The 13382-nt window shown below is 43.7% G+C and carries 7 protein-coding genes; 1 reads left to right on the top strand and 6 read right to left on the bottom strand.

Annotated elements, in window-relative coordinates:
* Positions 1 to 236: 236 nt before the first annotated feature.
* The 5 genes from egtD to M9194_RS18750 form a co-directional block, all read right to left on the bottom strand.
* Positions 237 to 1226 carry an L-histidine N(alpha)-methyltransferase gene (egtD, locus tag M9194_RS18770; protein WP_250614234.1) on the bottom strand — a complete coding sequence of 330 codons (990 nt, stop codon included), beginning with the start codon at positions 1224 to 1226 and terminating at the stop codon, positions 237 to 239.
* A 25-nt stretch (positions 1227 to 1251) separates the two neighbouring features.
* Entirely contained in the window at positions 1252 to 2526 is a 1275-nt protein-coding gene (gene egtB / locus M9194_RS18765) for an ergothioneine biosynthesis protein EgtB (protein WP_250614233.1), read from the bottom strand.
* A gap of 9 nt (positions 2527 to 2535) precedes the next feature.
* Positions 2536 to 3291, bottom strand: a complete 756-nt coding sequence (locus tag M9194_RS18760) for a PhzF family phenazine biosynthesis protein (RefSeq protein ID WP_250614232.1) — start codon at positions 3289 to 3291, stop codon at positions 2536 to 2538.
* Positions 3292 to 3546: 255 nt separating this feature from the next.
* The gene (locus tag M9194_RS18755; RefSeq protein WP_250614231.1) at positions 3547 to 4593 is read right to left on the bottom strand and encodes a DUF3187 family protein; all 1047 of its coding nucleotides are present in this window, start codon (positions 4591 to 4593) and stop codon (positions 3547 to 3549) included.
* A 241-nt stretch (positions 4594 to 4834) separates the two neighbouring features.
* Positions 4835 to 12073 carry a hypothetical protein gene (locus M9194_RS18750; RefSeq protein WP_250614230.1) on the bottom strand — a complete coding sequence of 2413 codons (7239 nt, stop codon included), beginning with the start codon at positions 12071 to 12073 and terminating at the stop codon, positions 4835 to 4837.
* Between the two features lie 393 nt (positions 12074 to 12466).
* Between M9194_RS18750 and M9194_RS18745 the strand changes: the two genes are divergently transcribed.
* Complete coding sequence (locus M9194_RS18745) at positions 12467 to 12718, top strand: DUF2999 family protein (protein WP_250614229.1); 252 nt, start codon at positions 12467 to 12469, stop codon at positions 12716 to 12718.
* Between the two features lie 78 nt (positions 12719 to 12796).
* Here M9194_RS18745 and M9194_RS18740 read toward each other — a convergent pair whose 3' ends face one another.
* A complete protein-coding gene (locus M9194_RS18740) occupies positions 12797 to 13378 on the bottom strand; it encodes a TerD family protein (RefSeq protein WP_250614228.1) in 582 nt (193 codons plus the stop codon).
* Positions 13379 to 13382 lie beyond the last annotated feature (4 nt).

Here is a 13382-nt window from a genome sequence, read left to right as displayed (position 1 = left end):
TGCAAAACTGAGCTAGTTGAACGAAGTAAACAATATACCTGTCCTAGACACCAAATAGGTGAATGTACATATGAGCCATGTCATCTTGACGAGGGCCACCAAAGTAAACAATACAAAGCGAAAAAAGTCGTGATGGAAACTGTACCAGCGTAACTTAACCGCTCCCCAAAAAGAAACGCTCGCATACCAATAAAAGCATATCGCGAGCGTTTCTTTTGCCAAGAAGCCTTTGCTTGCTAATCCATATAGTGCAAGCTAAACAAAGAATCATCATCAACCCAAGATTTCTGAACGCTAAACCCAGCTTCTTCTGCCAAATCTCGAATAGTTTCTAACGTGTATTTGTAGGAGTTTTCAGTATGGATGGATTCGCCCTCATCAAAAGAAATAACGTGGTCACCGACCTTAACGGTATGGCGGCATCGGCTCACCAAATGCATTTCAATGCGGCTTTTATAGTGATTAAAATGGGCAGAATGTCTAAAGTTTTCAAGCTTAAAGTTTGCGTTAGCCTTGGTATTAACATGACTAAGTACATTCAAATTAAATTCCGCTGTCACGCCCTGCGCATCATTGTATGCAGCATGTAAAACGGATTGAGGCTTAACCAAATCAATCCCAATGATAACGCCACCGTGACTTTCTCCGTGCTGAATAATTTGCTTCAGTGATTTCAAGAACTCCACCGCTTCTTCAGGACACATATTGCCAATCGTGGAACCTGGATAGAAGAACACTCGACGCCCATGAGGAATGTCATCGTTGTAGATTAAAGAATGGGAAAAGTCTGCACAGATCGCGCTGATATCGATGGTGGGAAATTCGTCTCCTAGTTTTTGCGCCGCCATTTCTAGAAACTGGCCAGATACATCAATCGGTACATAAGACAAAGGCTGGATGTGCTCAAGTAGCATTCGAACTTTTTCACTATTGCCACTTCCGGGCTCTATCAAGATGCACCCTCGGCCACAGCTGTCTGCAATATCATTGGCATAACGTTGCAACAACATTTTTTCTGTCCGAGTGATGTAATACTCTGGCAAGTGGGTAATTTTCTCAAATAGCTCTGAGCCATAGTGATCGTAGAAATATTTGGGATCGATTGTTTTTTGTGGTTGTTGTAGGCCTACTAGAATATTTTCCCGATCATCATGATGCGCATGATATCGATTGATAAATGAAACGTTAGTGCTTTGAGTTGCCAAGTTGGTGCCAACATTATTCATTGAGTATATCCCTTATCTTTCTCACTTATTGCTCGATTAGATCTCTCGCAAGCCTCAGCCCGGTGAATTGCCAACGGTCTTGCGGATAAAAGAAGTTTCGATAAGTCGCGCGGGCATGCCCGGCTGAAGTTGCGCACGATCCTCCCCTTAATACCCATTGGTTACACATAAACTTTCCATTGTATTCACCAATTGCCCCTTCACAGGCACGAAAGCCGGGGTAAGGGCGATAAGCGCTGGATGTCCATTGCCAACAAGTATCGTAAATTTGTGATAGACCAAGATTTTTCTCGTCACCGTTAGCAGGCTGTGGGTGGAAGCTCGACACCATCTGATCAGATATCTTATTTTGCTTAACCGCAAACTCCCATTCAAATTCAGTAGGTAGCCTTGCTTTCGCCCAGCAGGCAAAGGCATCAGCTTCAAAGGCACTCAAATGACTGACAGGATTATTAGGATGCCACGGCTGCATTCCATACAGGGTATATTCTTGTAACTCTCCAGCACGTCGAACCCAATAGAGTGGTTGCTGCCATTGGTTGTCCTGCACAACTTTCCAGCCATCAGAAAGCCAGAACTCGGGTCTTTTGTACCCATCATCCAGCACAAATTCCATAAATTCACCGTTCGTCACCAATCGATTGGCCAGTAGAAAAGGTGACAGGAAGACTTGATGTGACGGTGATTCATTATCGAAAGAAAAGGTCTCGTCACTTTCAGATACCCCTATCTTGGCGAGCCCACCTTCAAATTTGTGCCAATTTAATGGAGTCAGCTCTTCGCTATGAACGTCACTTTTATTGGAGAAAACAGGAAATGTTGGATTTTGAAAAAACGAGTATTTGATGTCGGTGAGAAATAGCTCTTGATGTTGCTGTTCATGCTGGATACCAAGCTGAATCCGCTTAATCACTTCGCTATGAATAGCGTTACCAGTAACAGACAAAAGATCGCGGATATGGCTATCAACATATTCTCTGTATCTTATGACCTCTTCAGTCAGCGGACGAGTCAATAATCCGCGATGAGGACGAGAATACAGATCTCCCACCGCGTTGTAATAGGAATTAAACAGGTATTCATACTCAGAACGGAGTGCCTTATAACCACTCACAAACGCTTTCAGTATGAATGTTTCAAAAAACCAAGTGGTGTGTGCTAAATGCCATTTTGGCGGACTAACAAACTCTGCCGCTTGTAAGTTCACATCTTCCGCAGCAAGATGCGTAAAAAGCTGTAAAGAATAATCTCTGGTCCTTTGATAGGATGTCATCAGTTGGTCGGTATTATATTCAGACACGATACGCTCTCAAATTGGTTGACATAACCCGCCGATCTCGACGTGTTCTGCATCTTCATTCGAATACATCAACCCACCACTTGATGAGACTTGATGTAAGGTTAATTTTCCACCAAAGTGGGCTGCTACCACCCTTGCTGCCGACCCCGTCGCCATATCTTCAGCCACGCCGTATTGTGGAGCGAAATAACGAAATTTCACCAGCGCTTGCCATTCTCCTTTAGCAACACATATGACAGCCCTTTGGGTGAATTGGGTAATGACGGCGCTGGAAATATTCATTTGGGTTAAATCGGTCATTGGCGGCCATTCCAGCAAGAGATACCCCTGCTCTCCACCATACTCAGTGGCTTGTATACATTGATTGGAAATGGGGTTGATGAAATGAAACGCTTGATTAATCCAGCTTGGAAGGGTTATCAGATTGCCCGATAATTTAGTGAAACGCAGCCAAATTTTTCCTTCGTTTAATTTGGCTGGGATAATATTTCCATTAATGCGTAGACTGGCTCGATTGGTTTGAGTACTCAATATCGAAGCAGCAGCGCAAAGTAAGCCATGACCGCAACATTCAATGCAGTAGCCATTTTGAGAGCAACTCACTTCGTAGAGTGGTGACTGGCAGGAAGGACGCCAGACGGTGCACAAAGTAAAATCCTGCTCGTTGATGTGCAGGCTTTTTTCGTCACACAAACAAATGGTGCAGACATTTCCATTTGCAGTAAAGTCACCTTCGCCAACAAACGCCCTGTACTCTAATATCAAATCCACGCCTTTTGATAACTGAATGAGACTGCCCTTCCATTCGTTTTAGTTGTGAAGCTGTCTTACGTTACATATTGAGATATAAGAGAAAAAAGGCAGGTAATGAACCGAGGGCAAGTAAAAACCTGAGCTTGATCACTAGATGTGCAGATTTTTGCATAATTTGAAGATGCCGTTACGATGAACTGCGACATCCATACCTTCCAGAAAATGTCTGATCTAGCCTGGTTATTCCCAGTTTCAAATAAGCGGAAGTTAGTTAGAAATTGAACCTAAAAAGAAGCGTAGCCCAAGACTAAACAAAATATCCGTCGAATTGCCCATATTGTAAATATTCTCCGTAGCAGCGGCTTCAATCTGAGCGAGATCTTTTAAGTAATACCGATAACCCAATAGTACTTCCTGAGAAGATTTTGAGAACTCACTGTCGTCTTCTAGTAGCCCCTCATAACCATGATATTCGAGCATGAGCTCATGGTTTGCAGCAAATCGGTAGCCATAGCCAAATGCCCATGCACCAGTAAACCGCTTAACGGGCAAGTCTTGGAAAATGTGTTCATCTGCCGAATGTAACGTGCCTCCCACAGTAGTAAATAAAGAATGCGGACCATGAAAAAACGAATAATTGGCTTGTAATCCTTGCTCAAAACTTGAGTTTGCGAAAGCAGAATCATTGACCTTGTTGTAATACAGTGTGGCTCCAATAGTTAGAGCTTGCGAAGCCGTGCGAAACGCTTGCCATTGCACATAGCCATGTATCGCACTGACCATGATTTCACTTTCAAAGTTATTGATATGAACGTTATAAAGCGGGCTATCAATGTTGTTCTGATGCTTATCTTTATCCAATCGCCCATTTTGTGAAATGCCAACCCAATCATGAAAATCTATCGTCAATGTATCTAAATGGTTATTGGCAGACCAGGCCAACTGATACTTTACTTCCGCACTCCAGTCATCATTAACGCGCCACGCTATCCCAGAGACCGCCTGATTTTGATAGTAGTCAAACTGGAAATCCCTATTTTGAATCCACACACTTGCAGCGCTCGCCATAAAAAATAGTTCGGCATCGTCAACAAGCTCCCCAGATCTAAGCTGCGTAGTCAAGGTCATGGCTTGAAGTGGAGAGGCAGGATACGTTCGAAATGGAGAAGAAAGGCGGGAAGACTCACAACCGCGTGGATTTTGCTCTTCAGCGCAGTCTGAAGATTCATCTGCCATTGAAATACTTGGGATAGAAAAAGCGAAACAGCTAAGTCCCCAACTCAAACACCGCCGATACTTAAGTGACAACATCATCTAAAACCTATTTCCTCACAACGCTCATACACACAATTTAAGCCTGTGTTTTTGTTAGATTTTAGACCCGTTATTGAGTTTTTCACGAATGAAAAACGATAACTGTGAGATAAGCCAAGCTCCCTCAGTCGCTGATTATTGGCGCGGAAAACGCTTTTTTTACACTGTAAATATGCATAGCAAATTTCGCGTATTAAGCGATAACCAGCCCAATATCGAGTTGGTTATCTATACGATAGTGTTACTCTACTCCCGCAGCTTCAACCATCACAGGTACCCCACTTAATGTGTTTTCATTACCCACTTTGTCGACAGCTTTCACCGTGGCTTGGTAATCGCTAGCAGGAACATTAAACGCAAAGACATACTCGGCTTGGTTCGGCACCACCTCCACTTCGGAATAATAAGTCTGCCCCGTGGCATTGGAATGAAGCTGAGCAGAGACTTGACTTAAGTTAGCGTCAGAAATATTGGCATGAACATCAACCTCATAGTATCCATTTTGTGGTGTGAACGTCTTCTGTTCTCCATATACCGAGCCAATCTCAGGTTTATCAAAGTCTACGTATAGCTCTCTGTCCGCATAGGATTTTTGGCCAAACATAAACCCTGTGGTCTCTCGGCCAATTTGATCTGTCGTGGTCACTTTTAACTTATATTTCCCTTGCTGAGACGCCGTAAAATCCCACTCACCAAATACTGAGTCAGAGGTGAATCCACCTGACTGCAAAATATCATCTTTGCTATCAGACAAAAGCTCAACTTTGTAACTCTTCGGTTTTATCAGCCCCATGTTTTCGGCGCTCAACGAATACTGTTGAGTCGGCCGCTCAAACACAAGAACATTTCCCGAAGATCCGACGTTGGTTAACTCCAAGACAATCGAAGGAGAAGATACGTCCAGCGTTTTCGTTGCGATTTGTTCATGGCCAAGTTTGTCGGTCGCAATGATAGAGACTTTGATGGAGGCCACGTCGAGCAAGGAGTCGGTATCAAGATCAAAATAGCTCAGCTCCCCTTCTTCAACACCATTGCCAACCTCTTTTACTGGCAAATCGAAACTGGCCTGATGCTCTGGCGTGACGCGATACGATACCTTTTGCAATCCACTACTGAAATCCGAAATATCAAACTTAAATCGTGCTTTCGTTGGATCTTCCGCCAGTATGACATTCACGGTGTCACCAATAACAGGCGCTTGGTTATCAACTTTAACCGCCAATGTATCACTCGCCGTTTCGCCCCAAATATCTTCCATTCGAACCGTCACGTTCAAACTCGATCCATCCGCAACCTCTGGTATCTTCGACTCAAATTGAACACAAAGATAACTTGGGTCATCTTCGCATTGCTTTATCTTGCCTGTGGGATAACTCTTTATCCCGCCCACATCCGCTTCAATAGACTCAATACCTTCTAGTTTCGTGTTGTCATAAAGCTTGTAGCGAAATTCAATGGTTCGCGGATTTTCATCGATATAATCTCCCGCTTGCGGGCTCACAATCGATGCCTCTAGACTGCCTTGTGGCTCTGTTAAAGTAATGGTCGGTTCCTCTTGCGCACTGTTGCCAGCGACATCATACAATGAGCGAATTTTTAGTACAGATGAGCTCTCCCCTTGGCCGATGAAGTTAGTGTATTCGCTGGTATAAGAGCATGTTGCCGTGCCGCCTCCGGAAGTATGGCATTCCGTTGGGACTATTTTTGTTGCGCTGTTTTTCTCTAAATATGGCTGAGAGTGCTGCTCAGAAGCCAACTCTACACCGGATAAATCATCCCTATAAGACAGCACCAGCGTATACATTTTCTTGCCGTTGCCTGAGTCACGCGAAACGTTATCCGCTTGCATGGTGATATTGGCCTGGGTGGCCAAACTTGGAGGTTCAACATCCATCATAGCAAAGCTGAACTTTTGAATAGACTCTGCTCCATTCGAGCCAATGGCTCTAGTAATTAAAACTGGCGAATCGAAACTTTCAGCAGACTCGACAGTACAAGATACCGGGTTGGGGTTATTGATCACCCCAGATGTCGGCCCCTGATCGGTTGGTACACCTTCGCCTTGGTAATTATTTCGAATCCAACATTGTAATGACTCAACCGTGATATCGTTGTTTTCTAAAGAAAACCCAACCGTTAGCTTTTTATTCGCTACGGTAGCACTAAACCCTTCAGGCACCAGCAATTTTACACCTTGACGTTGAATAGTGAGTTTGTGCGTTTCTTTCCACTCTTTGTTATCCGACATCTGAGTATAACGAGTGTTGTTCCCAGCCGTAATTGACAGAATAAAATCACCGTCTTTGCCAAATTCACTAGCCGGAACGCTTGCTTCCCACACTCCGTCTTCTACGGTTCCAGAAACAAGCTTGAAGTCCGCAGAGCGACTGATTTCTTGCTCTCCTTGATAGTAGAAGTTGACCGTTGGTGTTTTAACACCACTCACATCCGACGCAGTCAGGGTGAGTTTTAATCCGGCGTTCGCTTTCGTCACTACACTATTTTGTATATCGCTGCCATCCTCATATTGCACGACGAATTCAGCTTCCGGTGCACTATCATGCACTTGCACCGTGAACTCCTTAGTGCTCTCATTACCTCGAACGTCTACGGCCTTAAGTAGCACGATAGTATTGCCATTTGCTCGGTTGGCTAGCACCACCTTTCCTTCACTCAGAGGTGTGCCTCCATATGACGTATCGGGTTTTTCTTCGCCGTTATACAATAGCCAATAACGAGTTTTGTCGACATCAACACCGTCAGCTGAAAATAACCCATCTGAGCCATAATCATAGATATCAGTGGTAAATGGATAGTTTGCCGAGTAAAAAGCGACCTTGTCATAATCAATCAGCAAAATACCTGGGCCTTCTCGATCAATTAACACCTCCGACATCGGCACTATTTTTGATTCAAAACCATTAATATCCACCGCTCGTAACTGCAAAACGACTTTATTTGACTCCGAAAGATCTAATTTCTCTACATCGTCAGCGTTGAGTTTGAAAGCATAACTTTTATCACCTTCAGCCATATCGAGATCAATAGACTGGCTTTTGATTGGCTGCTCATTGTCGGCTTGATACAGCGAAAGCGTATCAACGCCCATGTCATCCGTTAAAGACGCAATATTGATGGTGAATTGATTACCTAACACGTAACTCTCTTGGGTTTTAGAATCCGTCACTTGAGGATCGGCTAGCTTGATGCTTGGCCCCACGTTGTCAATTTTGAAGCTAAACTTACCCACACTTTGGTTTGGATTCGGTAAAGCACTGTCTTTAGCAGTGATCGTAAATAGATTTTCCTTACTGTACTCAAAATCCCCTTCAAACAGCTGAACGCGTATGTTCGGTACCTCACCTTGAATACACGTATGTTGCGAATTGACATCACAAGCTGCCAACGACAAGTTTGTGCCATCAAACTTTCTAAGATCGATAGCAACACTGCCAGCAGGGCTGAGTCTGCCCCAGTCAAGGATATTACTGAGTTTCCATTCACTGTTACCCCCTAACCAAGTCACGGTTTCAGGCATATTAAATTCAGGAGCTTGGGAATCTAGGTTGACCATAAACACAGGTGCATCAGGAGTGGAAGCAGTGACTTTGTTACCAAGGTGATCCTCAGCTTCAACACGCACCGTCCAGTTGCCATCGCCTCCTTTAGGGTAAATACCAGAGCAGTCTTTACATAGCTTAACGCTAAATGAGTCAGGGGAACTGGTTGCAAATGTCTCTAACGAGAACGTTTCACTTTCTTGATCTGAGTTAGTAAATATGAGCTTACGTTTATCGGCGTCATCACCAACGGAGTCTTTTACATTAAAGGTCAGTTCGTTCTCGATATTACCGTTCAAATAATCCGTTTCTGGGTCACTGACTCCTTTAGGTTGTTGATATTCGATAACGGGGTAGTCGTTGTCCACGTTATAGCTGAATATTGCATTGAGGGAGTTTTTATTTTTGCTGTCGTCTTGAGCAAGCACATCTAATGCTAACTCCATCATATTTGAGTAACTTTCGCTTTGAGTGTCGAGGGTAAATTGGTAGCGGTATTCATAGCCATTTTCGCTAATTAACTCCAACCCTAAATCGATGTCGTTCTTAGTATTGGGGGCTTCTTTGGTGAAATAGTAAGGCGTTAGACTTGGCTGCTCCGCAAGACCCGATGGGTCATCAATGGTCACCTGAGAGCTGATGGCACCAGCAACATATAGCGCGTTACCTTTATAGTAGTATTTTCCATCTAGTATGATGGGCGTAAACGTAGGAGGTGAGTTATCAATACTGACCGCATCTTGGTCAAACACTTTTTTCCCATCGATGGTAGGAGCCGCTTCGGCGTACCTGTCCGCATAGCTCATTGCAATCGGCGCTTGAACATTGTATTCCTTGGTCACTAAATCGTAAAAATAGCTCGCCAAATCTTTTCTATATGTCTCAGGGGTAATGGTGTATCCCAGCATTGAGGAAGAAACACTTTCGCCTCCACTTCCCACGCCATCTGGCTTGCCGTCAGCAGAAAAATCATTGTAGAAGGCCTGTGCAAAATCAACTGAAGCACTAGAGAGTGTTTTATCTGTGGCAAGATCAGACAGTCCCTCTACGAGATAGCGATGTCGATAGACAGGATCAGAGATCATAGCCGTATGATCGCTATCTAACCTGAGCATTTCATTGGTCGCATACTTGGTTTCAATCGGATTAAAGCCAAAAAACGAGCTAGAGCCTGACGCCAACGCATCATTCACTTTACCTAATATCACTTTTGCGGTGCTAAGACTCTTGTTTGACGTATTATTCCAATAATAATCAAATAAACCAGTTTGATAACTCGACAGTTCGGTGATGTAGAGGGGCGTTGATCCAGACAATTCAAAATAGGCACCCAAGTCCATTGACGCTGAGCTTAAGTTTACGTTAACTCGGCTACTTTCATCGTCTTTCCACTGATAATAGTAAGCATTACTCTGATCATTAGTGGCTAGCCTTACCCTAATGAAGGTGTAGTTGGTGTTATCAACAAAGAGATCACATGAAGCAACATCTCGGGCAGGGTTGTTCGTGCTCAGCTCTTGTTGCTGGGTGGTAGTACAACTTTTAACATGAACAAATTGGTTGTTATCTGCAAGACCCTCTAACTGAGCAGTAACGCCGATAAACGGGGTCACAACTTTAATCGTTGGCAGATCAAAGCTGGTTTTAAAAAAGATTTCCTTTACTTCACTCTTGTTACCAGATTCATCTACGGTTTGAATGGCCAGCTTTTGAATGGCGTTTCGGCTAACGTTGGAAAAGCTGCTACCCAAAATATCTCGCGTAAGGGGAATATAGTACACAAGCTGATCGGCACGGTCGTTTTCTAAAACGATGGTTTCATGTGGAATCTCGTCGCCAATAGTCGTTCTCCCCAGCGGCATACTCTCTAAACGATTTTTCTCGCTGTAACTGCTGCTTTCACTGCCTTTGACAAAGTAGTTGACCTTTAGGTTGATACTGTTAGCAGAAGAACCCGATAACGTCCCGCCATCTGGATCGCTGACCACAACTTTAATATAAGGGATGTGATTTTCTTCCAATACAGATGATGTAAAGTGTTCAAAATCAACCTCTGGAAAGCTCTCTATCAGGTTATATTTGGCGTATGCATAGTTGATTTTCAAATACCGATCCGCGCTTTGTACGTCTTGCTCGGTAAAGGTGCTATCGTTGAAATAGCCCGGACTTTCATTACCTTGCGCGTCGACAAATGTGACTTCTTGGGTAGGGTAAGAGAATTGTTGCGTTGGGGGGGTGTTGTCTCGTGTGACAGTACGTGTCTCAGTTGTCTTATTCCCATGGGCATCTATAGCAGTCACGTAAAAGTGCATCGCCTCACTGACAAATTGACTTATATCGCGGGGAATCTCACTAAACTGACAATGATAGCCAACATCTTTAGGGCCAGTTACATCAATACATTCGTAATCATCTGCAGCTTGATTCTCGAATTGGATAGACACCGACTTGATGCCTTGCGTGCTATCTTTTACCAATCCACTTAAAAGATAGCTAGAAGTTGCGCTGCTGATGGTCGTCGGAGAGGAGAATTCAATAACGGGGGCGTCATTGTCCCACTCAAATTCAATGCTCATTCCATTGCCTTGATTGGCAGTGCGCTGGTTTCCCACCACATCACTCGTGTACACCACGAGTTTGGTGTTCGTTGCTCGGCTCTGTCCTTCTGAGCCGTCAAGCTTTAAGGTGTTTATATAAACATCGGCTTTTGTGATGCGCTTACCTTTTTCAAATTTCTCCAAACTGAGTTCACAATAACCATCACCAATTCCATTCGTTGAGCAAGGCACTGTTTGCGCAAACCCATCTCTTGTAAACTGTAAATCTACCGTCACAGATTCAACGCCAATATCATCGTCGAGCTCTAGTTCCAACTGGTCGTAGGCCCCCGCCAGAACATCGCTATCAAGTCTTTTGACTTTTGGCGCTTCCGTAGACATGGGTTTTTCATCTCTTGGAGGGATAGCCCCTCCCCCCTCATGTCCTGGAGTTCCTTGCTGGTTAATCTTGGTGCTAAAATCATCGTAATCGGCCGCTTTTGTTCCAGAGAGATTCAAAGAAGGATCATTGACCACAATCAACACATGCTGAGACATGGTATTGGTATACAAATCGCTGGTGACTTCCTGTGTCCCATAAGACAGACGTTTGGTTCCCCCACGAGCTAAGTCTGCCTCATAACCATCTAACTGCCCGGTAGAGGAAATATCCCGATACTGGATGTCAGCAAGGTTAATGGAGGTATATAACTGCTCACAATCGGAAGCAGAGCAGTCCGATTTAAAATCGTCAGCAATAGATGAATACGCGGTTAATAACGCACCGTACTTATGCCCGTCAGTTGCGTAGCTACTTTGGCCACCTTTAGTGATATCCACAGGTAAAACGGAGTTGACATCAAATCCATACATTTCATCGATGGTCGATAATGACTCACTGATCGCCGATTCTGCGTTCGCACCTTGATTGGCAATTTTAAACTCAGTTAAGCCCGCAACCATATTGGTGAGCGGTGTAACCATTAAGTTCTGATTCACCCCTTCCGAATAGTTGATCACACTATCCATACGAATCGTTTTGCCATTATTGTCTGATACTGTCGATTGAGAAACAGGATCAATATAAGCACCACCTTGTGCACTGATAAATAGCGGCATCGAGGCAGATTCGATAGAAGTAGAGTAATTGCCAAAGGCATCGGTTTTTGTGGTGGCAAGCAATCGACCTAACTTGCCGTTTTGAAACTCCCAAATATACACCGTAGAACCTGCGATGGGAGCATCATATACATTGCCGCTAATCGTGCCTGTTGCTCGCGTTTGTGGAGATGAATCTCCGCTGTCCCCACCACCACAAGACACCACTAAAATGGCCAATAACAGGGAGCCTATCCATGGCTTAATACGTCTGATAATATCCATAACAACTTGACTGAAATAAATTTTTTCCGATTATATTTCTGGAAATAAAATTCTCAACATGTTGAATTAATTGGATAAAACTACAGATTTACTATCATTTTAGTGAAATGTCATTATACCGAAACACTGGAAATAGATAATTAGAACTTAAGCCAGCAGTTAATGCCGCCAGCGTCTAACTCTATCGATAAATTTATTAGAAATAAGCTTCATCTATCCGACAATGCTCACAGAATATTTTTGGTCACAACTACCATTCCATATAGTTGTTTGCTCGACTCCAATAAAACGTCATGTTGCAGCGTCAATGAGAAAACGCGCATTCTAGTTCAACCAAAGCAACGCAAATGTTAGACTAGCTACCTATTTTATTTTGGACTCAAAGGTAGTGTGATGAACCCCATCCTTGCATTGTTAAAAGAAAATAATATTGGTGATGAGCAAATCGCCGAACTGTTTCAAGCACTGACGGAAAACCCGTTAGCAGCCATGGCAACGATCAGTCAACTTGGTTTGCCACAAGATAAGCTTCAAGCGTTGATGGGACAGGTCATGCAAAACCCGGCACTGATAAAAGAAGCGGTGGAAGAGCTTGGATTGGACTTTTCAAAAGTAGAAGCAGCAAAACAGCAGCTTAAAAAGTAAGTCGGCCTAACGGCTTAAGCCTACGTTAATAATAGAGCTCTAGCATAGCTAGGGCTCTATTGTCACAGTAATACCAGCTTAGATATGCTTAAGCAACTTCTTGCTGATGTCTTTTACTGTTCGGCCATTAATCGGGATGCCCTTAGAAGTAAAATGCCATTCATTGTTATCGCAAGTCAGTAGACCAATAAATAACCCTGTATGGCTACCTTGTTCCGTTAGCGTATAACGACAGATTTCTTTCGAGCCTTGATCGACAATACGACAAAATGCATTGTCAATATTTTCAAAAGTTTGCCCCGTGAAGCTGTTCACTGTCACCGCGATATATTTAACGTTTTTTTCCAGGTTAGGCAGGGAAATATTAATCTGCTCGTCATCTCCATCGCCTTTACCTGTCAGGTTATCACCTTGATGGTGTACGGAGTCACATGAAGAAGTAAGCTTGCTGTACCATACCCTATCAATCACGTTGCGTCTGTGGTCCATCAAGATGCACGATGCATCCAAATCGATGCTGTCAGATCGTGACTGGAATATAGAGGCAAGAAACCCTTTTGACTTAGCGACATCCCAGCCCAAACCGACAGTAATTTGTGACAGTTTTGGTACTTCTTTCGTCAAGCAAATGGTTGAATTTTTAGATAAGTTGATTGCCATATTG

Origin of the sequence: Vibrio sinus (assembly GCF_023634645.1) — a bacterium.
In the GTDB taxonomy this organism is placed as follows: Bacteria; Pseudomonadota; Gammaproteobacteria; order Enterobacterales; family Vibrionaceae; genus Vibrio; species Vibrio sinus.
The sequence above is the reverse complement of the archived record's forward strand: the minus strand, read 5'-3'. Positions and strand labels throughout refer to the sequence as shown.

Coding starts and splice junctions, on each gene's coding strand:
- M9194_RS18755 (WP_250614231.1), bottom strand. CDS start 4,593: ATGATGTTGTCACTTAAGTATCGGCGGTGTTTGAGTTGGGGACTTAGC.
- M9194_RS18750 (WP_250614230.1), bottom strand. CDS start 12,073: ATGGATATTATCAGACGTATTAAGCCATGGATAGGCTCCCTGTTATTG.
- M9194_RS18740 (WP_250614228.1), bottom strand. CDS start 13,378: ATGGCAATCAACTTATCTAAAAATTCAACCATTTGCTTGACGAAAGAA.
- egtD (WP_250614234.1), bottom strand. CDS start 1,226: ATGAATAATGTTGGCACCAACTTGGCAACTCAAAGCACTAACGTTTCA.
- M9194_RS18745 (WP_250614229.1), top strand. CDS start 12,467: ATGAACCCCATCCTTGCATTGTTAAAAGAAAATAATATTGGTGATGAG.